At 73.5% G+C, this 20,860-nt stretch carries 17 protein-coding genes and 6 tRNA genes; 13 read left to right on the forward strand and 10 right to left on the reverse strand.

Annotated features, from left to right (window positions below):
* Positions 1-169 precede the first annotated feature (169 nt).
* The 3 genes from cobT to ACFC79_RS24185 all read left to right on the forward strand — a co-directional run bounded on the left by cobT (position 170) and on the right by ACFC79_RS24185 (position 6,409).
* A complete protein-coding gene (gene cobT, locus ACFC79_RS24175; protein ID WP_376243443.1) occupies positions 170-3,916 on the forward strand; it encodes a nicotinate-nucleotide--dimethylbenzimidazole phosphoribosyltransferase in 3,747 nt (1,248 codons plus the stop codon).
* A 319-nt stretch (positions 3,917-4,235) separates the two neighbouring features.
* Complete coding sequence (gene cobA / locus ACFC79_RS24180; RefSeq protein WP_376243446.1) at positions 4,236-5,498, forward strand: uroporphyrinogen-III C-methyltransferase; 1,263 nt, start codon at positions 4,236-4,238, stop codon at positions 5,496-5,498.
* 92 nt (positions 5,499-5,590) lie between these two features.
* A complete protein-coding gene (locus ACFC79_RS24185) occupies positions 5,591-6,409 on the forward strand; it encodes a TrmH family RNA methyltransferase (protein ID WP_376243448.1) in 819 nt (272 codons plus the stop codon).
* A gap of 4 nt (positions 6,410-6,413) precedes the next feature.
* On the opposite strand, the gene ACFC79_RS24190 is transcribed toward ACFC79_RS24185, so the two are convergent.
* Positions 6,414-7,802, reverse strand: a complete 1,389-nt coding sequence (locus ACFC79_RS24190) for a protein kinase (RefSeq protein WP_376243451.1) — start codon at positions 7,800-7,802, stop codon at positions 6,414-6,416.
* Between the two features lie 591 nt (positions 7,803-8,393).
* Between ACFC79_RS24190 and ACFC79_RS24195 the strand changes: the two genes are divergently transcribed.
* The 3 genes from ACFC79_RS24195 to ACFC79_RS24205 all read left to right on the forward strand — a co-directional run bounded on the left by ACFC79_RS24195 (position 8,394) and on the right by ACFC79_RS24205 (position 10,108).
* The gene (locus tag ACFC79_RS24195; RefSeq protein WP_376243454.1) at positions 8,394-8,603 is read left to right on the forward strand and encodes a hypothetical protein; all 210 of its coding nucleotides are present in this window, start codon (positions 8,394-8,396) and stop codon (positions 8,601-8,603) included.
* Positions 8,604-8,813: 210 nt separating this feature from the next.
* A complete protein-coding gene (locus ACFC79_RS24200; RefSeq protein ID WP_376243457.1) occupies positions 8,814-9,767 on the forward strand; it encodes a phosphotransferase family protein in 954 nt (317 codons plus the stop codon).
* 68 nt (positions 9,768-9,835) lie between these two features.
* The gene (locus tag ACFC79_RS24205) at positions 9,836-10,108 is read left to right on the forward strand and encodes a zf-TFIIB domain-containing protein (RefSeq protein ID WP_376243459.1); all 273 of its coding nucleotides are present in this window, start codon (positions 9,836-9,838) and stop codon (positions 10,106-10,108) included.
* 145 nt (positions 10,109-10,253) lie between these two features.
* On the opposite strand, the gene ACFC79_RS24210 is transcribed toward ACFC79_RS24205, so the two are convergent.
* The 5 genes from ACFC79_RS24210 to ACFC79_RS24230 all read right to left on the reverse strand — a co-directional run bounded on the left by ACFC79_RS24210 (position 10,254) and on the right by ACFC79_RS24230 (position 10,700).
* Positions 10,254-10,328 (reverse strand) — tRNA-Val (locus ACFC79_RS24210).
* A gap of 23 nt (positions 10,329-10,351) precedes the next feature.
* Positions 10,352-10,423: transfer RNA gene (locus ACFC79_RS24215), tRNA-Val, on the reverse strand.
* Positions 10,424-10,442: 19 nt separating this feature from the next.
* A tRNA-Val gene (locus tag ACFC79_RS24220) sits at positions 10,443-10,514 on the reverse strand.
* Position 10,515: 1 nt separating this feature from the next.
* Positions 10,516-10,589, reverse strand: a tRNA-Cys gene (locus ACFC79_RS24225).
* Between the two features lie 38 nt (positions 10,590-10,627).
* Positions 10,628-10,700 (reverse strand) — tRNA-Gly (locus ACFC79_RS24230).
* Between the two features lie 163 nt (positions 10,701-10,863).
* Here ACFC79_RS24230 and ACFC79_RS24235 point away from each other — a divergent pair.
* From ACFC79_RS24235 to ACFC79_RS24245, 3 genes are all read left to right on the forward strand, one after another.
* On the forward strand, positions 10,864-11,901 hold the full coding sequence (locus ACFC79_RS24235) for a chorismate-binding protein (RefSeq protein WP_376243665.1): 1,038 nt from the start codon (positions 10,864-10,866) through the stop codon (positions 11,899-11,901).
* Positions 11,898-12,719 carry an aminotransferase class IV gene (locus tag ACFC79_RS24240; protein ID WP_376243462.1) on the forward strand — a complete coding sequence of 274 codons (822 nt, stop codon included), beginning with the start codon at positions 11,898-11,900 and terminating at the stop codon, positions 12,717-12,719. Before ACFC79_RS24235 ends, ACFC79_RS24240 begins: the two co-directional genes overlap by 4 nt.
* Before the next feature lie 63 nt (positions 12,720-12,782).
* Positions 12,783-13,619: a GNAT family N-acetyltransferase gene (locus tag ACFC79_RS24245; protein ID WP_376243465.1), complete on the forward strand. Its 837-nt coding sequence runs from the start codon at positions 12,783-12,785 to the stop codon at positions 13,617-13,619.
* Positions 13,620-13,776: 157 nt separating this feature from the next.
* Here ACFC79_RS24245 and ACFC79_RS24250 read toward each other — a convergent pair whose 3' ends face one another.
* Complete coding sequence (locus ACFC79_RS24250) at positions 13,777-14,301, reverse strand: DsbA family protein (protein ID WP_376243468.1); 525 nt, start codon at positions 14,299-14,301, stop codon at positions 13,777-13,779.
* 205 nt (positions 14,302-14,506) lie between these two features.
* Between ACFC79_RS24250 and ACFC79_RS24255 the strand changes: the two genes are divergently transcribed.
* Positions 14,507-14,968 (forward strand): hypothetical protein, encoded by a 462-nt coding sequence (locus tag ACFC79_RS24255; RefSeq protein WP_376243471.1) that lies wholly within the window; start codon positions 14,507-14,509, stop codon positions 14,966-14,968.
* Between the two features lie 475 nt (positions 14,969-15,443).
* Positions 15,444-15,671, forward strand: coding sequence for a hypothetical protein (locus ACFC79_RS24260; protein WP_376243677.1), 228 nt, complete (start codon positions 15,444-15,446; stop codon positions 15,669-15,671).
* Between the two features lie 4 nt (positions 15,672-15,675).
* On the opposite strand, the gene ACFC79_RS24265 is transcribed toward ACFC79_RS24260, so the two are convergent.
* A complete protein-coding gene (locus ACFC79_RS24265) occupies positions 15,676-16,248 on the reverse strand; it encodes a CGNR zinc finger domain-containing protein (protein WP_376243473.1) in 573 nt (190 codons plus the stop codon).
* A gap of 365 nt (positions 16,249-16,613) precedes the next feature.
* Positions 16,614-17,027, reverse strand: coding sequence for an SsgA family sporulation/cell division regulator (locus ACFC79_RS24270; protein ID WP_003959770.1), 414 nt, complete (start codon positions 17,025-17,027; stop codon positions 16,614-16,616).
* Positions 17,028-17,217: 190 nt separating this feature from the next.
* Here ACFC79_RS24270 and ACFC79_RS24275 point away from each other — a divergent pair, with 190 nt between their 5' ends.
* Together ACFC79_RS24275 and ACFC79_RS24280 are read left to right on the forward strand one after the other, a co-directional pair.
* Positions 17,218-17,697: a TIGR02611 family protein gene (locus tag ACFC79_RS24275; RefSeq protein ID WP_376243476.1), complete on the forward strand. Its 480-nt coding sequence runs from the start codon at positions 17,218-17,220 to the stop codon at positions 17,695-17,697.
* Between the two features lie 53 nt (positions 17,698-17,750).
* A tRNA-Val gene (locus tag ACFC79_RS24280) sits at positions 17,751-17,822 on the forward strand.
* 493 nt (positions 17,823-18,315) lie between these two features.
* On the opposite strand, the gene ACFC79_RS24285 is transcribed toward ACFC79_RS24280, so the two are convergent.
* Positions 18,316-20,844: an SCO7613 C-terminal domain-containing membrane protein gene (locus ACFC79_RS24285; RefSeq protein WP_376243479.1), complete on the reverse strand. Its 2,529-nt coding sequence runs from the start codon at positions 20,842-20,844 to the stop codon at positions 18,316-18,318.
* Between the last annotated feature and the right edge of the window lie 16 nt (positions 20,845-20,860).

Consider the following 20,860-nt stretch of genomic DNA (forward strand, 5'->3'; position numbering starts at 1 on the left):
GCGAAATGGGCTGCCGCGGCGGCGAACGGCCGCGAGAATGCAGTATGTCCGCGTCCGTCTCGTGCCGCGTGGTGTGCCCGCTCGTTCTTGTCTGCGAGCGCCGGCGTGCCGTGGTCGGGCGTCCCGGGCGTAGGGCCGAAGAAGCACTGACGATGGGCGAGGGGTACGCATGAGTGACACCGGCCAGATCCCGGGTGAGGGACTGCCGGAGAGCGCGGGCACGGTGGAGCAGCCGGGCGTCGCCGCCCCGGACGGCCACACCTTCCTGGCCCCCTCCGAGCATGTGCCCGAGGACGACGATCTCCTGCTGATGCCGAGCCCCCAGGGCGCCTGGAGCGATCCGCAGACGGTGCCGGCCCCCGGCCAGTACCCCGAGGGCGCCCCCGGATACGCCACGGTGCCCGCGCAGGGCACCCCGCAGTCCGGCGCGGCGTACCCCCGGCCCGCCGACGCCCCGTCCGTGCAGTCCCGAGGACCGGTGCAGGTCCAGGAGGAGCCCGTCCACGCGCAGCACCCCGTCCAGGTGCCGGTCGCCGACGCGTACGCCGGACAGGACTCCGGTCCCGCCGAACCGGCGGCCGCGCATCCGGCGGCACCCGCACCGGCTCCGGCGGCCCAGCCCCAGCCCCAGCCCCAGGCAGCGGCGCGCCGGCCGCTGCACCGCGGTCCGGCCGTTGCCGACGGCGGGCCGTCCTACGGCGGGACGCCGACCGGCGGTGTGGTCCGTTCCCTGGCCGACCGCGGGCCCGCGGGCGCGCCCCGGATCCCGGCCCCCGCCCCGGCACCGCAGGCCGGACCGCCCACCGGCGGCCCCGAGTACTTCGAGGGCCCCGGTGGTGACGACGCGTCGGTGCTGCCGGGCCCGCAGCTCGGCCAGATCCTGCCGCAGGGCGGGAGCCCGTGGGGTGCCCAGGCACCGCAGTCGGCCGCCGCCCCGGCCGCCGGGGCGGAAACGGTTGCTCCGGAGCCGGTCGTGCCGGAGCCCGTTCCCCCGGTGACGGCGGTGCCCGAAGCAGCGGCCCCCGAGGCTGTCGCTCCGGAGCCGGACGTCGCGCAGGAAGTGCAGGAAGAGGCGGAAGCGCAGCCGGCGGCTGTGGCAGAGACAGCGGCAGTGGCGGAGACGGCAGCAGTGCCCGGGGCCGAGGCACCGGCAGCTCCGGAGCCGGTCTCCGAGCAGGCTTCCGCCGTCGTCGAGCCGACGACCGCGCAGGCCGCCCCTGAACCGGCCGCGGTGCCGCAGACCCCGAGCGCTCCGGTGCCCGCCCCGGCCGCAGACGCGACCGGGGCACCGGTCGACGAGTCCGCAGGCGCCGTCCCGCCGGAAGCCGTCGCAACGCAGGCAGCGGTGGCGGCAGTGGCTGAGGTACCGGACGCCGAGACACCGGCGGCCGAGACACCGGCGGCGGAGGCAGATGCGGCCGAGGCAGACGCGGCGGCCGAGGTCGATGCCGTGGATGAGGCACCCGTGCCCGTCGAGCCCGCCGCCGTGGCGGCCGTGGCTCCCGCGGCGCCCGCGGCTCCCGAGGAGGTTCAGCCCGGGGTGGCGGCCCCCGAGGCACAAGGCACGGAGCCCGAGGCGGTTGCGGAGGCCGCTCCCGTGGACGGGTTCGTGCCCGTGGAGGGTTCGGTGCCCACGACGCCGCACCTGGCCCCGTCGCCCGTCGAGGAGCAGCCCGCGTCGGCCGAGCCGGTGGCGGAGCCCGAAAGCGCGGCGATCGCCGTGGGGCCGGTGCCGGCCGACCGGACCGAGGCCGCGGAGGCCGCACCGGCCGCCGAACCCGGCGGGACGACCGCAGTGCACTCCGGAACCGGTCGGCCGGTTCCGGCGGCCGCGCAGGACGCGCCCGCCGAGGGCACCGAGGCACCCGCGCCCACCGAAACCGTCGAACACGCCCCCGCGCCCGCCGAGATCCCCGAGCAGGCCCCCGCGGCCGTTGCCGCCCCGGAGACCGAGGCGCCGACGCCCGTCGCCGCCGCGGGCACCGGAGCCGCCCCGGAGATCGACGGGACACCGGACAACACGGCGCCCGGACAGACCGCGCAGCCGGACGCGGGTCCGACCGATCCGCAGCCGCAGCCGCAGCCCGAGAGCCGGCCCGCACCCGAGGCCGCGCCGCAGCCCGCCGTCGAGGGGACGGAAGGCGAGGGGACGCCCGAGCCGGACGAGGCCGCCGTTCCCGCCACCCCGCCGGCCCCGGGATACGACGACGCCGAGCGCGAGGCCGTGCTGCGCGTCATGCGCGAGCGCCGTGACATCCGCAACGGTTTCCGCTCCGACCCGATCCCGCACGAGGTCCTGCTCCGGGTCCTCGAAGCAGCGCACACGGCGCCCAGCGTCGGCCACTCGCAGCCCTGGGACTTCGTCGTCATCCGCTCGGCGGAGACCCGTCGCTCCATGCACGAACTGGCCCAGCGTCAACGCGACGCCTACGCCAAGTCGCTGCCCAAGGGCCGGGCCAAGCAGTTCAAGGAACTGAAGATCGAGGCCATCCTCGACACTCCGGTCAACATCGTCGTCACCGCCGATCCCACCCGCGGCGGCCGGCACACACTCGGCCGTCACACCCAGCCGCAGATGGCGCCGTACTCCTCCGCGCTCGCCGTCGAGAACCTGTGGCTCGCCGCCCGCGCCGAAGGTCTCGGTGTCGGCTGGGTGAGTTTCTTCGACGAGCGCGAGATGGTCCGCGCCCTCGGCCTGCCCGAGCACCTCGAAGTCGTGGCGTACCTGTGCGTCGGTTACGTCGACGAGTTCCCCGAGGAGCCCGAGCTGATGCAGGCGGGCTGGTCGAAGCGCCGCCCGCTGTCCTGGGTGGTCCACGAGGAGACGTACGGGCGTCGTGCCCTGCCCGGCGAGGAGCCGCACGACCTGCTCCAGGAGACCATCGCCAACATCCGCCCGCTGGACGCCAAGGCGCTCGGCGAGGCGTGGGAGCGCCAGAAGCGGATGACCAAGCCCGCCGGTGCGCTCGGCATGCTGGAGATCATCTCCGCGCAGCTGTCGGGACTCTCCCGGATGTGTCCGCCGCCGATCCCGGAGCCCGCGGCCGTCGCGATCTTCGCGGGCGACCACGGGGTGCACGCCCAGGGCGTCACCGCCTGGCCCCAGGAGGTCACGGGCCAGATGGTCGCCAACTTCCTCGGCGGGGGAGCGGTCTGCAACGCGTTCGCGGCACAGGTCGGTGCCGAGGTCTGCGTGGTCGACGTCGGTGTGGCCATGGAGCTTCCCGCGACGCCCGGCCTGCTCCCGCGCAAGGTGCGTGCCGGGACCGCCGACTTCACGACCGGCCCCGCCCTCACCCGCGAGGAGGTCCTCGCCGCCGTCGAGGTCGGTATCGAGACCGCCCGCGATCTCGTCGCGGCGGGCAACAAGGGCCTGCTGATCGGTGAGATGGGCATCGCCAATACCACCGCGTCCGCCGCGCTGATCTGCGTGTACACGGGCATGGACCCGGCCGAGGTCACCGGACGGGGCACGGGCATCAACGACGAGATGCACGCCCGCAAGGTCGATGTGGTCCGGCGGGCCCTGGAGTTTCACCAGCCCGACCCGGCCGACCCGATCGGTGTCCTGGCCTCGGTCGGCGGCCTCGAACACGCGGCGATGGCCGGCTTCCTGCTCGGCGGGGCGTCGCTCCGTACGCCCGTCATCCTCGACGGGGTGAGCGCGGGCGCCGCGGCCCTGGTCGCGAGGGCGATCGCCCCCGAGGCACTCGCCGCCTGCATCGCGGGCCACCGCAGTGCCGAGCCCGGCCATGTCGCCGCGCTCAACAAGCTGGGACTGCGCCCGCTCGTCGACCTCGACCTGCGCCTCGGCGAGGGCACCGGAGCGCTGCTGGCGCTCCCGATCGTGCAGAGCGCCGCGCGGGCGATGCACGAGGTGGCGACGTTCGACACGGCGGGCGTCACGGAGAAGTAGGCGGCCGCCCCTGCCGCTCCCGAGCGGCAGGGGCGAGCCCACCGGCAGCACCCGGGGCGGCGTACCGAAGCGCGGCCGTACACCCCCGCCACCGGTTCGCGCCCCCGCCGTCCCGCCGCTTCGGTCCCGCCTGCCCCCACCACCGGTTCGCGCACCGGACCCGCCCCGGGCCGTGAACGCCCCGTCCCGCCGCTTCGGTCCCGCCTGCCCACGCAGCCACCACGTATCGTGGACCCACCCCACGCATCCGCACGTCACAGCCGCTCCACCGCCGCAGCGGCCGCCGCACTCCGACTCTGTACGAGGAGCCCGCACCGCCATGGCCGAGCACGCAGACCGCGCCGAACACCCCGCGTACCCCGTCGGACTGCGCCTCGGCGGCCGTCGCGTCGTCGTGGTCGGCGGCGGTCAGGTCGCCCAGCGCCGACTTCCCGCACTCATCGCGGCGGGCGCCGACATCGTCCTCGTCTCACCGGCCGCGACCCCGTCCGTCGAGGCGATGGCCGACGCGGGCGAGATCCGCTGGGAGCGCCGCCGCTACACCGACGGGGACCTGGCCGGCGCCTGGTACGTCCTCGTCGCGTCCGACGACACCGCGGCCAACGATGCGGCATCGGCCGAGGCCGAGCGCCACCGGATCTGGTGCGTCCGCAGCGACGACGCCGACGCCGCCACCGCGTGGACCCCGGCCACCGGGCGGGGCAAGGGCGTCACCGTCGCCGTTCTCACCGCCGACGCGCACGACCGCGACCCCCGCCACTCGGCCGCCGTCCGCGACGTCATCGTCGAGGCCCTGCGCGACGGCACCCTCGCCGCCCCCCACCACCGCGCCCGGACCCCCGGCGTGGCCCTGGTCGGCGGCGGCCCCGGCGACCCCGACCTGATCACGGTGCGCGGCCGCCGTCTCCTCGCCGAGGCCGATGTCGTGATCGCCGACCGCCTCGGGCCGCGCGATCTGCTCGACGAACTCCCGCCGCACGTCGAGGTGATCGACGCGGCGAAGATCCCGTACGGCCGGTACATGGCGCAGGAAGCCATCAACCGGGCGCTCATCGAGCACGCCAGGGCCGGCAAGGCCGTCGTGCGGCTCAAGGGCGGCGACCCGTTCGTCTTCGGCCGCGGCATGGAGGAGGCCCAGGCGCTCGCCGCCGAAGGCATCGCCTGCACCGTCGTCCCCGGAATCTCCAGTTCGATCTCCGTGCCCGGCGCCGCCGGAATCCCCGTCACCCACCGCGGCGTCGCCCACGAATTCACCGTCGTCAGCGGCCATGTCGCCCCCGACGACGCGCGCTCGCTGGTCGACTGGCAGGCTCTCGCCGCGCTGCGCGGCACCCTCGTGCTGCTGATGGCCGTCGACAAGATCGGCGCCATCGCCAAGGCCCTCATCGCGCACGGCAAGGCCCCCGAGACGCCGGTCGCCCTGGTCCAGGAAGGCACCACCGCCGCCCAGCGCCGGGTCGACGCGACGCTCGCGACCGTCGCCGAGCGCGTGGTCGCCGAGGAGGTGCGGCCCCCTGCCGTCATCGTCATCGGCGAGGTCGTCACGGTGGGCACGGACGTCGCGCCGGCTGCCGCCGAGTAGCCGGGGCGAGCACCGCCCCATCGAGTAACCAGCGGTAACAGTTCTCTCTCCGAGCGTTGGCACCACACACCGGACAAGGCAGTATCGAACCCGTGGCTGATCTCATCACCGTCGACGACCCCGACGACCCCCGTCTGCGCGACTACATCGGACTCACCGACGTCGAACTCCGGCGCAGGCGGGAGCCCGCCGAGGGGCTCTTCATCGCCGAGGGCGAGAAGGTGATCAGACGCGCCCGGCACGCCGGGTACGACATGCGCTCGATGCTGCTGTCGGCGAAGTGGGTCGACCTCATGCGTGATGTCATCGACGAGGTGCCGGCCCCGGTGTACGCCGTGAGCCCCGAGCTCGCCGAACGCGTCACCGGCTACCACGTGCACCGCGGCGCCCTCGCCTCGATGCAGCGCAAGCCGCTGCCGACCGCCGGGGAACTCCTGGCGTCGACGCGCCGGGTGGTCGTCATGGAGGCCGTCAACGACCACACCAACATCGGGGCGATCTTCCGCAGCGCCGCCGCCCTCGGCATGGACGCCGTGCTGCTCTCCCCGGACTGCGCCGACCCGCTCTACCGGCGCTCCGTCAAGGTGTCGATGGGGGCGGTCTTCTCCGTGCCCTACGCCCGTCTCGACACCTGGCCCAAGGCCCTGGAGACCGTACGGGAAGCCGGTTTCGAACTCCTTGCGCTCACCCCGGACGAGAAGGCGGACAGCATCGACCGCGCGGCGCCGCACCGGATGGACAAGGTGGCCTTGATGCTCGGTGCCGAGGGCGACGGACTGTCCACCCGGGCGCTCGTCGCCGCCGACCGCTGGGTGCGGATCCCGATGGCGCACGGCATCGACTCGCTGAACGTGGGGGCGGCCGCCGCTGTCGCGTTCTACGCCGTGGCATCGGGCCGCCCGCAGCCCTGACCGACTACCGCGACTGCGGGACCTCTACCCCGTCCGGCCCCGCCTCGTTCCCGTCCGGCCCGTGCCGCTGGGGCTCGACCTGGGTGTGGTTCGTGCCCAGCCCCCGGGCCGGACCCTGACACCCCTGTGCCACCGCGATGCCCAGCGCCACCAGCAGCGTCACCACGACGAAGACGACGAGACGCTGCCGCAGCAGCCGCGGATTGGCCGGACGCAGCCCCGTCGAGGTCCTGCGGGCCCCGGGCCGTGTGCCGGGCCTCCCGCCGGCGGCGGGCCTCCCGTTCGTCCCGTGCGCGCCGTTCGTCCCGTGGGGACGGGGTGAACGCCTGCCGGACCGTGTCGTGTCGCGCGCCGGCTGCCGAGGGCGCGAACCGCCGGTCCGGGACGGTCCGGAGCGCGACGGGGCAGTCTGCCGACCGCTCTGCGGCTGCGGCTGCCGCTGCTGCCGACGAGGCGCCGGGGGAGCCGTGCGCCGCGTCTGCTGCTCCGTGTGCGGGTCGTCGAGCCGCCCGGTCGGCCGGTCCAGCTCCCGCGCCGAACGCTGCACCGGCGGGCGGCTCTCGTGCAGTCCCTGCGCCTCCCTCGCCGCGATCTCCTTGAGCCGCATGGAGAGCTGGAGCGTGCTCGGGCGTTCCTCCGGGTCCTTCGCAAGACACGCGCTCACCAACGGCGCCAGCGCGTCGTGCACGTCGTACAGCTGCGGCTCCTCGTGCACCACGCGGTACAGCATCACTTCGGAACTGCCGTGTCCGAAGGGCGAGTCGGCCGTCGCCGCGTAGGCCAGCGTGGCACCCAGCGAGAACACGTCCGTCGCCGGTGTCACCGCCACGCCGCGCACCTGCTCGGGGGCGAGGAAGCCGGGGGAGCCGACCGCCGTGCCGACATGGGTGAGCGTGGACGCGCCGGTCGCCCAGGCGATCCCGAAGTCGATGATCCGCGGGCCCTTGGGGGAGAGCAGGATGTTCGACGGCTTGAGGTCGCGGTGGACGACCCCGGCCTCGTGGACAGCCACCAGCCCCTCGGAGAGCGCCGCCCCGATCGAGGCGACCTCGGCCGCCGACAGCGGGCCCTCCTCGGCCACCTTGTCATGGAGCGAGGGTCCCGGGACGTACTGCGTCGCGAACCACGGACGGTCCGCCTCCAGATCGGCGGCCACCAGACGAGCCGTGCAACCGCCGCGGATGCGCCGGGCGGCGGAGACCTCGCGCGCGAACCGCGAGCGGAACTCCTGGTCCTCCGCCAGGTCGGGCCGGATCACCTTCAGGGCCACCCGCTGCCCCCGCCGGTCCGAACCGAGGTAGACGACACCCATGCCGCCCGCCCCGAGTCGTCGGTGCAACCTGAACGAGCCGACGACACGCGGGTCCTCGCGTCGGAGCCGCATCATCGCCATGTTCTGCCCATCCCCGCTGCCTGGTACGCCTGACGAGGCACAGCTTACGTACCCGGCGCCCGGGGTGCTCAGAGGCCGCGCCCTCGCCCGGGGATCGTTTGCCGGTCCATGGCACGGCCCATGACGGCCGGTGAGGCCGCGCCCGCCCCCGGCACCGCACAGGACGGGACGTCAAATGAGTTGCGCAAGTACGCCGTTGATGCACCGTGCGCTGCCGCCCCGGGCGCCGCGGCGGTGGCCCCGGAAACCGGTTGCGCGCCCGCGCCGCGACGAACGGGCGGCGTACCGACGGGCCGCGGCCGTCCGTCGGGCCGTGACGAGTGAGTGACGTCACGGCCGCGGCGCCCCGCGGCGGCGGCCGATCCCTGCGGGTACCCCTCCGGGACGACCCGGGGGAGCCGGGTGCCCGATCTCCACCCAGGGGAGTACACCGGCTCGCAGCGGGTCCTCCTACGGGAGGCCCGTCATTCGGTACGCGGGCATGACGCCGTACCCCTCCCATGTCCCTAATCTTGAGGTCAAGCGGCGGGCGACGCACTCGTCCCCCGAGGTCACACGCTCGCCGCCCCAACATCGGTCAGGAGAGGGAACATGGCGGACACGGCATCGCGGAGCATGATCCGCACGCGGGAGAGCAGGCTCCACGCCGCGTTCGTCCGCAGCTCGCCGTCCGGCAGGCGCCACCCGCTGGTGGCGACGGCGATGGTCCTTCCCCTGGCGGCCCTGCTCGTGGTCGTCTTCGGCGGCTGGGACGCGGTGGTCACACAGGCGTCGTCCGTGGGCGTGATGCTGGGGCGCTGAGCGGCGCCCCGGGTCCGGAAGAGCGGTCCGGACCGGGACATCCGGCCAACAGCCCCGTGGGGACGGGGGTGCGGCGGACGGCAGCGTTTGTCCGGTCAGCTGGGGAGCTGACCGGACATCGCGCTGCCCCGGACCGGGGTCGGGCACGGGTACGCTCGGTCGTCACCCGCCGGGTGCGGGACCCCAGTCCGTCCGTCATCGGGGGAGACCTTGACCATCACCGTCGTGCGCGCGCTCGGGGTGCTGGCCCACCGGGCCGCCCACCCGCCGACGCCGACGGCCTGCGCCTGCCCGCCGCCGGAGACACTCGCGGACCGGGTCGACGGAACCGTGGTCCGCAGCGGACGGGTCGTCGCCAAGGCCCATGCCCCCGGCACCCGCCCGACGGACCTGCGCTCCCGCCTGGCCCTCGCGGGCCACCCCCGGCTGGCCGGCATCCTGCTCGCCCCACTGAGCCCCCGTCCCCGCGTGATCGACGGCCGCCCGGTCACCCTGTGGCCGCACGGGGAACCGGTCGACCCGGCCGATCCCGACGCCGCGCCCTGGGCCCGGGCCGCCGCTCTGCTGGCCGCCCTGCACCGGACCCCGCCCCTCTTCGACCTCCCGCCCATGAGGGGCCCCGCCAAGGCCGCGCTCGCCGTCGACCGGATGCGTGCCGCCCGGCCCGGCGACCCGGCCACCGCCCCCGTGCTCGCGGCCTGGCGCCGGCTGCCCGGCTGGGCCCGCGGCGAGGCGGCCCCGCCCGCGCACCGCTCACGCTTCCTCTGCCACGGCGACCTGCACCTCGGCCAACTCGTCCGCCACCCCGCCCCCGCCGGTCCCTGGCTGCTCATCGACATGGACGACGCCGGTCTCGGCGACCCTGCCTGGGACCTCGCCCGCCCGGCCGCCTGGTATGCGGCAGGGCTCCTGCCACCCGAGGTCTGGCTCCGCTTCCTGGACGCCTACCGGGCGGCGGGCGGCCCCGCAGTGCCCACCGGGGGCGACCCGTGGACCGAACTCGACGTCCCGGCCCGGGCCCTGACGGTGCAGGCCGCTGCGCTGGCGTTCGCCAAGTCCGCGGCCGAGGACCGGGACCCGGACGAGGTGGAGCACGCGATGATCGATGCCTGCGCCCGAATCGCCGCCCTCCCACCGCAGTTGGCCGCCGGACACACGTCGTAGGCTGAACCGACCGTCGGCGGCCATGTCTTCCGACGACGGCGACCCGACGGTGAGGAGTGAGCCGAACCATGCAGTGTCCCAAGTGCCACGCACCCATGCACACGTACAACCGCAACGGCCTACAGATCGAGCAGTGCAGCGGCTGCCGGGGGATCTTCCTCGACTACGGCGAGCTGGAGACCCTGACTCGTATCGAGGCGCAGTGGACGCAGCAGGCCCCGCCCGCCCCGCCCGCGCCACAGGCGTACCCGGCCGCCCCGGCGCCCGCCTGGGGCGCACCGCAGCACCACGGCGGCCACTACCGGCACAAGAGCTTCGGCCGCATGCTCTTCTCCTCCTGAGCGAGTCGGCATCGGCCGGTTCCCGACCGCGGGCCGGACGCCGTCCGTCCGGCCCGCGGCGTCCTTCGCCAGGACTCCGGCGTGTCGCGGAACCGATGCTCGGAGACGACGAAGCCCCGGTCGTCGGGACGACCGGGGCTTCGGATGGTGCGCGATACTGGGATTGAACCAGTGACCTCTTCCGTGTCAGGGAAGCGCTCTCCCGCTGAGCTAATCGCGCGGGGTGAACCTGCGTGTACTGCGTGCGCGATACTGGGATTGAACCAGTGACCTCTTCCGTGTCAGGGAAGCGCTCTCCCGCTGAGCTAATCGCGCGGGGATCCTTGCGGACCAGTGGACGATACTGGGATTGAACCAGTGACCTCTTCCGTGTCAGGGAAGCGCTCTCCCGCTGAGCTAATCGTCCTTGGAGGTGGAGACGGGATTTGAACCCGTGTAGACGGCTTTGCAGGCCGTTGCCTCGCCTCTCGGCCACTCCACCACGAGCAGGGGTTCGGGAAGATCCCCCACTTTTCTGCGAGCGGACGACCAGGTTCGAACTGGCGACCTCAACCTTGGCAAGGTTGCGCTCTACCAACTGAGCTACGTCCGCTTGTCATTCCCGGTTCGCTTCCGCGTCCCGGCGACGTGTTGAACTCTAGCGGATTCCCGGGCCAGTACAAAAACGCGTTTGTGCAGCGTGCTGGGGCGGGCTCGCCGCGGCAGGGCCCACCGGGCGCGGTCCTAGACTCGACGACGTGCACGATCTCGCTCCCATGGCCCGCTTCGGCGGCCTCGTCGCGTCCGGACTGCGGGACGTGACGAGTGATCCCGCGGCCCTCGACTCGTCCGGCTTCTGGGCCGTTTCCGCCGATTTCGAGGGGCGCCTGGTCTGCGCCCGCTTCGACACCGTGCGCGAGGCGCCGGTGCCGGCCCCGGTGCCGGGCGCCTGGCGCGGTCCCGCGGCCGACGACTGGACCTCGTCCCTGGACCGCGCCGCGTATGTCGAGGGCGTGCGCCGGATCCGTGCGTACATCGCGGCGGGCGAGGTCTACCAGGCGAACCTCTGCCGGGTGATGACCGCGCCGCTGCCCGATCCGGCCGCCGCGGACGTGGACGCGCTCACCTCGCTGCTGGCGCGTGGCAACCCCGCCCCCTATGCAGGAACGATTCGGCTGCCCGCGCACGGAGTGGAGATCGCCACCGCGTCGCCCGAACTCTTCCTGAGGCGGGACGGCCGGACCGTCGAGTCCGGACCGATCAAGGGGACCGGTCGAACCGAGGACGACCTGCTGGAGAAGGACCACGCCGAGAACGTGATGATCGTCGACCTGGTCCGCAACGACCTCGGCCGGGTCTGTGCCACCGGATCGGTCACGGTCCCCGAGCTGTGCGTCGTGGAGAAGCACCCCGGCCTCGTCCACCTGGTCTCCACCGTCCGGGGCGATCTCGCCCGGGGGGCCGGCTGGCCGGAGCTCCTCGGCGCGACGTTTCCTCCCGGCTCCGTCACCGGGGCACCCAAATCCAGTGCGCTCGGGATCATCGAGGAACTGGAGACCGCGCCGCGCGGGCCCTACTGCGGCGGCATCGGCTGGGTCGACGCCGACCGCCGCACCGCGTCCCTGGCCGTGGGCATCCGGACGTTCTGGGTGGACCGGACGGGACCCGTCCCGGTCCTCCGGTTCGGCACCGGGGCCGGCATCACGTGGGGTTCCGATCCCGGGCGGGAATGGGACGAGACCGAACTCAAGGCGTCGCGACTGCTCGCTGTAGCGTCGGGAACCCACGAAGCGACCGGAAGGACAGCGCGATGAGGATGTGGGTCAACGGCGGACTGCGGGATGCCGACGAGGCCCGGGTGTCCGTGCTCGACCACGGGCTCACGGTGGGCGACGGCGTCTTCGAGACGGTCAAGGCCGTCGACGGCAGGACCTTCGCCCTCACCCGCCACCTCGACCGGCTGAGCCGCTCGGCCCGGGGCCTCGGCCTTCCCGAGCCCGATCTCGACGAGGTGCGCCGGGCCTGCGCCGCCGTCCTCGACGCGAACCCGATGCCGTTCGGGCGGCTGCGCATCACGTACACGGGAGGGATCTCGCCGCTCGGCTCCGACCGCGGCGACGCCGGTCCCGGCCTCGTCGTCGCCCTGGGCCGGGCGACCCGCCGCCCCGACAGCACCGCGGTGATCACCGTCCCGTGGACGCGCAACGAGCGCGGCGCGCTCACCGGCCTCAAGACCACGTCGTACGCCGAGAACGTGGTGGCGCTCGCCCGTGCCCACGAGCACGGCGCCTCCGAGGCCCTCTTCGCCAACACGGTGGGACGACTCTGCGAGGGGACCGGGTCCAACGTCTTCGTCGTGCTCGACGGCCGGCTGCACACCCCGCCGGTCGCGTCCGGCTGCCTCGCCGGGATCACCCGCGCGCTGGCCGTGGAGTGGACGGGCGCGCAGGAGACCGACCTGCCGTTCGATGTCCTGGACCGGGCCGAGGAGATCTTCCTGACCTCCACCCTGCGCGACGTGCAGGCCGTCGGCCGGGTGGACGGCCGCGAGCTGCCCGGGGCTCCCGGCCCGGTGACCACGAAGGCCATGCGGATCTTCGAGGAGCGGTCCGGGGACGACCTCGACCCGTAGGAGGAGCGGCCGGACCCGTAAAACGGGGTGACGATCCGGGCGGCGGCGGATAGAACAACACCGATGACCATCACCCTCCGGCCCACTGGGCCGATTCAGGAAGGCACCGACGGTGCGAGGAGCCGCGCATACGACGTGTGCGACAACGGACGGCCCGTGGGGGCCGTCGAGATCGGCACCGATGCGGCGTTCGGTACCGCGGCCGGTGTGCTGCGGTCCGTGAGCATCGACGAAGGCACCCGACGGCGCGGGCGCGGCACCATCGCCGTGCTCGCCGCCGAGGAGGTGCTGCGCGGATGGGGTTGCTCGCAGGTGCGCACGGAGGTGCCCGAGGGAAACGACGCGGCTCGGCGGCTGGCGACCGCACTCGGCTACACGGATCGCGGCCGGAACATGACCAAGGACGTCGGCCCGGCGGCGCCGGGGCTTCCCGAGGGCGTCGCCGCCCGGCCGATGACCCCCGAGGAGTTCGCGCGCTGGCTCGATACCGCCATCGACACCTACGCGCAGTCCTGGATCGACCGGGGGGTCCCGGTCGAGCAGGCCATGCACAAATCCCGTTCCGATCACGCCCGGAACCTGCCGCACGGCCTGGACACCGAGGGCGCACATCTCCACGTCCTGGTCCACGGGGACACGGTCGTCGGCCACGTGTGGGTGACGGTGCGCGACGACGGTCCGGGCGGCGCGAGCGGATACGTCTATGACGTCGAGGTGTACGAGGAACACCGGGGGCGCGGCTTCGGGCGTGCCCTGATGGTGCAGGCGGAACGGATCACCCTGGACGAGGGCGCCCACGTTCTCGGACTGCACGTCTTCGCCGCGAACACGCCGGCCCTGCGACTGTACGAGTCGCTCGGCTACCAGGTGGTCCAGTACAACCTGGCCAAGTCCCTCTGAGGGCGGGCCCGTCGCCCCTCTCGGGCGCGCGACGGGCCCACGGCGGTCCGCCGTGTCGTCCGGACGTCCGCGGGCATCCGGTCCGCGGACGTCCCTCCGCTGTCGTGCCGGGGGCGGCAGGGCCGATTCGGGTGCGTCCGATTCGGGCGTGTCCGGTTCAGACCTGTCCGGGGCCTTCCGCGAGCAGCCGGTCGGCGATCTCCCCGATGCGCTCGCGCAGCCCGTCCTGACTCTTTCCGCCGTCCAGCCGCTCGCCGCCGATCACGTACGTCGGTGTTCCGGTGACCCCGATCGCCTTGCCCTCGGCCTGGTCGGCGTCCACGATCAGCATGTGCCGCCCGTCGATCAGCGCGGTGTCCATCTCCTCGGCGTCCAGGCCGAGTTCGCGCGCCACCTCGACCAGCAGCGGCTCACCTGCCCGGTCGAGGTCGGCCGTCCGGGCGAGGACCGCCTCGACATAGGCCCAGCCCTTGCCCTGTGCCGCGGCCTCCTCGGCGGCCTGTGCGGCGGCGTGGGCGTGCCTGTGCTTCTCCAGCGGGAAGTGCCGCAGCCGGACCTCCAGGCGGTCGCCGTATGTGTCCCGCAGGGCGCGCACATCGGTGAGGGCCCGGTGGCAGTCCGGGCACTGGAGCTCGCACCAGAGATCGAGGACGAGGGGCGCTGCGGGGATCGAATCACTCATGCGGCCAGTCTCGCAGGGCCCCCGCGCGCGGCCCAATCGGCTCCCGGCCCGCCGCCGACCGCATCGGCAGGTACGCCGCCGAATCGGCACCTGGGGAGGATCCCGGCCCTGAAATGACCCTGAGGCGGATCGGGATCATGGCCGACGGGCGGTCGTCCGGTGCAGGATGGAAGGGACGTTTCCCCTCGGGCGCCTGGAGGCCGTGATGCTTGCCGAGACCATCTGTTCCGCGGTGTCCGCGGCGGGACTGGGCGTCGCCGCCGTCATGGCGTACCGGAAGCGCTTCCTCACCGCGACCCGGATCGCCGCTTACTCCCTGGTGCCCATCGGCCTGGCCCTGACCGGTGTCGTGGCCTGGGTGGCCGGAATCGCCTACAAGCCGAGTGTCTGGATCGGCTTCGGGCTGCTCGCCGTGGCCTGGCTGCTGTTCACGACGACCCGCGCCGTCGAACGCCGCGGCGACGGCACCCGCAAGCAGCGCAGGGCCGCCGAACGGGCGGCGCGCGGTGAGGCCGTCGCCCCCGCCGCCTCGGCACCCTCGCTGGGCTCCGGGGCCCCGGCCGCCCGCGCGCAGTCGGCCCCGGCGGCAAGGGCGAAGCGCTCGTCCGCGTCGCCGGACGAGGACTTCAGCGACATCGAGGCGATCCTGAAGAAGCACGGCATCTGACGACCTGGTGAGCAGTGGGGAGTGGGCTCCCGACGCCCTGCGGCTCCGCCTCCCGCGTTGTCGTCGGTCGCGAGGTTCCCCACGTTCTCGGCTTCTCTCGAACAGGGGAGGCCCCATTCGCCCTCACTCCCTCCTCCGCCTCGGATCCGAAGCCGCGTGACGCCGCTCGCCGGTCCACTCCTGTTGCTCCCCGGGCCGTGAGCCCGGAGCAGATCGTCCGCGCCCCACCCGGCCCCGCCCCGGCGGGCGTCCCGCGCCGAGCGGGGCGACTGCCCGACCGGCGACCCGGTCCTGACGCGACGGGGCGGCCCGAACCTCATCCGCGGAGTGCTGCGGCGATTGCTGATCGTTGCGAAGTACGCGTGGATCGCGCGGTGTTGAACTGTTGTGGGATCAACTGGCCCTGTCTGTAAGCCTGTCGGGTCGAATGACTGTCGCAGGATCGGATGAAGGGGCGAATGCGCGTGTACCTGGAGTGGGTGAACTCGCCGCGCGAACAGGCTGGTTGGCGTTCGGCGGGGTCGGAGTGCGCCATGATCTTCTCGCGATGGTCGATACTTCCCGGGGCGATGCCCCCGCAAACCCTGCCGAAGAGCCGCGCGGCTGCCTCTTCGCGCTGTCCCAGCCCCCTTTGATGATCTTCCTCGGGGTGATCGGCGGCTTGCTGCTGATGGCCGCGGTGCACGATCTCTTCATGCTGTGAGCGGTCAGCCCGCCGCCTCCTTGCGGCGCGCCCGGTACGCGGCCACATGCAGACGGTTACCGCAGGTCCGGCTGGAGCAGTAGCGGCGGGACCGGTTGCGGGAGAGGTCGACGAAGGCGTGCCGGCAGTCCGGGGCCTCGCAGCGGCGCAGCCGCTCCTGCTCCCCGGCCACCACGATGAAGGCCAGTGCCATGCCGCAGTCGGCCGCGAGATGGTCCGCGACCGAGGCGTCCGGCGCGAAGTAGTGCACGTGCCAGTCGTAGCCGTCGTGGTTGCTGAGCTGGGGCGTGGTGCCCGCTGCGGCGACGAGGGCGTTGATGAGCGTGGCGGCGATCCGGGCATCGTCGGTCGCGAAGATCGTGGCGAAGCGTGCCCGCACGTCCCGTACGGCCCGCAGATCCCTCTCGTGCAGATCGCCCACGCCGCTGATGCGGTGGCGTCGTGCGAAGTCGTACAGCGCCGCGATGTCGGCGAGGCCCTCGACCGGCTCGCTCCGGGGCTGTCCGCTCGTCGGTGCGGTGTTCAGCAGATCGACCACTGTGTCGAGGGCGATCCGGGTGTCGTGTGGGATCAGCACGCTTTCGCTCCCTGGCCTCCGGCGGGCGATCGCCCGCAGTCGATGCCGGCTGACTCTACTGGCTCGATGTCGACGCGCAGAGGTTCGAGAGGGCCCGTGACGGGCGCGAGGAGCGCGTACCGGCCATGACGACCCCGGGCGCGGGGTCGGGCGACTCGTCCGCGGGCTCGCGGGATCGAGGGCGGACAGGGACCGGCCGCCGGCCGGCCCGGGAGCGCGCGGTGCGCCGTGTGCCGCAGAGCGTTCACGCCGACGCCGTCACCACGGTGGATTCCGTGATGACGGCGTCGGCGTCACCGTATGAAGTTTTTCCGCGCGGCGCCGTCTCCCCGAGTCGGACGGCGCCGTGCAGCTCTCGGCCTGGCTCAGCTCTCGGCCAGGATGTGTGAGAGCTCCGTGTCGAGGTCGAAGTGACGATGCTCGGTGCCCGGTGGAACCGCGGCGTCGGTCCGCTTCAGGAACGACTCCAAGGCCCTCGCCGGGGCTTCGAGCAGGGCTTCGCCCTCCGGGGAGCTCAGCGCGATGCAGACGACGCCCTGACCGTGACTACGGGATGGCCAGACGCGGACGTCTCCGGTGCCGGTGGGCCGGTGCAGCCCCTCGGCCAGGAGGTCACGGGCGAAAACCCACTCGACCGTTTCCTCCGCTCCGGTGTGGAAGGTGGCGTGCACGGCATAAGGATCGGCCGTGTCATACCGCAGGCCCGCTGGTACAGGCAGTGAGGACTCGCTCGACACAACGAGGCGCAGGTGCAGCTCGCAGCTGACCGTGGTGTTCATAAGCGCCAGGGCCTTTCGCTCAGTGTGCGCTCGGGGATTCGCACGTCGGCGAAATCGACATGCCACCTACGGTGGCGTTGTAAACCCCTCTGACCTTTTTGTGTTCCTTCAGGTCGCTCATATGGGGGTGTGAGACTTTGGGTTATACGGCCATTCCGGTGACGAAGGCCGTTCCGGTAGGTTGGCCGTCATGAGCGCGGAGAGTGACCGGTGGGGCGATGGCGCGGTTCCGGAGAAGTCCGTGCCCGCCGCGAGGGGTGCGGCGGGGGATGATTCGGAGGGCGTGACGAAGGAGGACCGGGGGCTCGGCTCCCGGGCGCCCGGCTTCATCCGGGCGTCCAGGGCGTTGCACCTGAGCTGGCAGGTCGGCGTCTTCGTGGTCGGGCTCGCGGTCGTCGTGGCCGGGATCATCATGCTGCCCCTGCCCGGCCCGGGATGGCTGGTGATCTTCGGAGGCATGGCGATCTGGGCCACCGAGTTCGTCTGGGCGCAGCTGGTGCTGCGCTGGACCCGGCGGAAGGTCACCGAGGCGGCGCAGCGGGCGCTCGACCCCAAGGTGCGGCGCCGCAACGTCGTCCTCACCGTGATCGGGCTGGTGATCATCGCGGTGCTGGTGGGGGTCTACGTCTGGAAGTTCGGCATCACCATGCCGTGGAAGATCCGCGAGTGACCCGGGATGGTCATGGGGTGCCACTGACATGGGGTAATGTTTGATCCGCGCCCGGGCGATTAGCTCAGTGGGAGAGCGCTTCGTTCACACCGAAGAGGTCACTGGTTCGAACCCAGTATCGCCCACCCGGACAGAGGGGCCCATGAGACCACACAGTCTCATGGGCCCCTCTGCGTATGCCGTCCATGAGCGATGCGGGGGAGGGGTCGTCCCGGCGCGGCCGATCCGGAGTGGCGCGTGACGAGGTCCGCTTCTCCGGCGGCGGATCATCCGAATTCGAGGCGGGATGCTTTTCCCCGCCGTTTTCCGGCCGGAGTTCCGCGAGCGCGTCCCGGGACCGCGTTTGCACACCGGTCGTCCGACGGGTATTCAGGGCGGCGGAATTCCCGGGAGAACCCGATGCGTGTCGTGCGCGTACCGATCTCCGACGCCCTCCGGAACTCCGCGGCAATTCCTCGCGCATGAGGAGTCGGGCGCCTGTCCCGCACGATTCGGGGGCAGTTCGGAAACGCGGGCATTCCCAGTGCGTCGGCGTCGGCGTCGGCGTCGGTCGCGGGCGGACGGCCGCGCGGACGGGTCCGGGCGTGGAGACCCCGGTCCGGCCCGCGCGCCGTACCCTCAACGCATCCGGCCCAGAGCCTTCTTGAGACGTCGCGCGTCGCGCAGGCGCTGCTCGTACGTCGCCCCGACCGCCAGCAGCAGCACCCCGGCCAGGGCGAGCGGCATCCAGCGCGGCAGCGCGCCGACGACCTGGACCACGTACGGCGCCAGTTCGTGCAGGGCGTCCAGGGCCGACACCGCGCCGCCGAGCAGCAACGGCGCCTGGAGTCGCAGCCGCGCCCCCGCGAGCGTGACCGCCAGTGCCGCCGCGCCGAGCAGCAGCGGACGCACCCAGTGCGGATCGGACCATGCCGCGAAGAGACTCGGCACCAGCGTGACCGCCAGCCCCGGACCGTACGCCGCCCACGAGGACGCACCGGTGTCACGGCGATGCCACAGGGCCCCGACCACCAGTGCGGGCACCGTCACCGGCAGGGTGTAGGCCTCGGGGGCCGAGACGCCCGAGGCGGACAGGTACAGCCAGGTCGCCAGGACGAACAGTCCCGTCGACAGATACCCGGCCCCCGGCCGTCGTTCGGGCCGCACCGCCGTGCCCGCGGCCACCACCCCGCACAGCGACGACACCAGTGCCAGGGACATCCGGTCCGGCACCGCCATGCCCAGCGCCACCGCCGCCGCCACGCCTCCGGCCGACTCCACCGCAAGGGTCGGCGGCCGATTCGGCAACCACGCCCCGAGCACCGCGGTCGCCGTCGGGACGATCAGCAGCAACGGCGCCGCCCGGTGCGCGGAGAGCCCCAGCGAGGCCCCCGCCGCGAGGGCCGTCACCGTCGCGCACAGCACCGCGCCGAACGCCGGCACCGCCTGCGCGATCCGCAAGGCCCGCGCCGTCCGCGCGGTCCGTGCCGCCTCCACGGCCGACGCCGTCGGCGACGTCCGGGCCGCCGACGGCGCGGCGCCGTCGAGCATCACCGCGACCGCCCCGAGCACCACCGTCAGCGTTCCGAACGCCGCGTACGTCGTGGCCTCCGTCGCGAGCGCCGACACGCCCGCCGTTGCCGCGCCGACGAGACCGCAGACCAGCGCCGTCGGGCCCACGACGTCGACACCACGGCGCAGCGAGCACACCGCCACCGCGAACAGCGAGGTGGCCAGGGCCAGTTGCGCCGCCACGGCGGCCGGGTGGGGGAGCCCCGGCACCGTGGGCGCCACGGTGCAGCCCGCCCATCCGAGGGCCACCGCGGCGGCTCCGGCTGCGCTCCGCCACGCGCTGCCCGGCGCCGCTGCCCGACCGGTGAGTCGCACCGCCCGCTCCCACCACCGGTACGCCGCCCCGGACAGGGCTGCCACCGACAACAACGTCACCGGTGCCGGGGCCATCTGCGACCACGCCTGCTCCGCCGCGGCCGGTGTCCCCGCCCACACCCTCGCGAGCTGGGACACCGCAGTCAGCAGCGTCAGGCCGACCGGCGGCAGCGAGGCCAGTACCGCCCCCGCCACCACTGCCGACGAGGACCACAGCAGGCCCTCCCCGACCCGGCGGGGAACCGGAGTCCGCAACCCCACCGGCAGCGCCGCCCCGCACAGCAGGTACACGGGTACCGACCAGGCCGCGGGCACCTCGGCGCTCAGCACACCGCCCACCGCGGCCACCGCGCACCACCCGGCCACCAGCCCGCCGGCGACCGCGAACCCCGACGGCGCACGCCAGGCCCCCGCGACGGCGACCGCCGCACCCGCGAGCAGCAGCACCCCCGGCGCCACTGCCGTCCACGCCGTATCGGCGGACACCGACTGCACCAGGCCCACCAAGAGCCCCACCGGCCCCACCACCCAGCAACCGACACAGGCGGTCACCCGCACCGCGACGCCCCGGCCCCGCAACGCGATCGCACCGTCCACCGCCGCAGTGATCAGCAGGGCCCAGCCGAACGCCGAAGCCCCCGCCCCGGCCCACCACGCGCACAGCGGCAGCGGGAGCTGCGCGCTCACCACGGCGAGCGGCAGCGGCAGCCGCAGCCGGGCCATCAGCAGGCCGTACCCCGTCCAGAGCACGGCCAGTGCCGCGGAGGCCACCGCGGCGAAACCGGCACCGTCGGCCTGGGGCATCACCACCCGGTGGAACGCGTACGCGTCCAGGACCAGCAGCACCGATGCCAGCGCGGCGAGCGACTCGGCCGTCGCGGGCAGACCGCGCCGCAGCAGCGGGGCGGGAGCGGCCAGCGCCGCCACCGTCACCGCCGTGAGTACCGCCGAACGGCCACCGATCCCCATCTCGCCCCAGCTGACCAGGGTGAACGCGATCGCCGCGATCGCCAGCAGCAGGCCGCCCAGAGCGAGCAGCACGTTTTGCGCATTGCGCGTCTCGCCCGGTGCGTGGGGAGGAACGGGCGGAGCAGCGAACGCGACCGGAGGGCGGACCGGTTGCGGCGGCCCGAACGGGGCGGCGGGACGGGCGACGGGCTGCGACAGCACACTCACCAGCCAGGCGCGGCGCGCCAGCAACTGGGTCCGGCGGGTCTCCAGCCGGGCCAGTTCGTGATCGAGGAGTGCCAATTCCTCCGCAGGCGGGGGCACATGTTCCATGAACGGGAGTGTGGCG

It is taken from the genome of Streptomyces sp. NPDC056061 (assembly GCF_042266885.1).
Taxonomy (GTDB): domain Bacteria; phylum Actinomycetota; class Actinomycetes; order Streptomycetales; family Streptomycetaceae; genus Streptomyces.

Coding starts and splice junctions, on each gene's coding strand:
- ACFC79_RS24205 (WP_376243459.1), top strand. CDS start 9,836: ATGCAGTGTCCCAAGTGCCACGCACCCATGCACACGTACAACCGCAAC.
- cobT (WP_376243443.1), top strand. CDS start 170: ATGAGTGACACCGGCCAGATCCCGGGTGAGGGACTGCCGGAGAGCGCG.
- ACFC79_RS24240 (WP_376243462.1), top strand. CDS start 11,898: ATGAGGATGTGGGTCAACGGCGGACTGCGGGATGCCGACGAGGCCCGG.
- ACFC79_RS24245 (WP_376243465.1), top strand. CDS start 12,783: ATGACCATCACCCTCCGGCCCACTGGGCCGATTCAGGAAGGCACCGAC.
- ACFC79_RS24190 (WP_376243451.1), bottom strand. CDS start 7,802: ATGGCGATGATGCGGCTCCGACGCGAGGACCCGCGTGTCGTCGGCTCG.
- ACFC79_RS24255 (WP_376243471.1), top strand. CDS start 14,507: ATGCTTGCCGAGACCATCTGTTCCGCGGTGTCCGCGGCGGGACTGGGC.
- ACFC79_RS24275 (WP_376243476.1), top strand. CDS start 17,218: ATGAGCGCGGAGAGTGACCGGTGGGGCGATGGCGCGGTTCCGGAGAAG.
- cobA (WP_376243446.1), top strand. CDS start 4,236: ATGGCCGAGCACGCAGACCGCGCCGAACACCCCGCGTACCCCGTCGGA.
- ACFC79_RS24235 (WP_376243665.1), top strand. CDS start 10,864: ATGGCCCGCTTCGGCGGCCTCGTCGCGTCCGGACTGCGGGACGTGACG.
- ACFC79_RS24250 (WP_376243468.1), bottom strand. CDS start 14,301: ATGAGTGATTCGATCCCCGCAGCGCCCCTCGTCCTCGATCTCTGGTGC.
- ACFC79_RS24285 (WP_376243479.1), bottom strand. CDS start 20,844: ATGGAACATGTGCCCCCGCCTGCGGAGGAATTGGCACTCCTCGATCAC.
- ACFC79_RS24195 (WP_376243454.1), top strand. CDS start 8,394: ATGGCGGACACGGCATCGCGGAGCATGATCCGCACGCGGGAGAGCAGG.
- ACFC79_RS24270 (WP_003959770.1), bottom strand. CDS start 17,027: ATGAACACCACGGTCAGCTGCGAGCTGCACCTGCGCCTCGTTGTGTCG.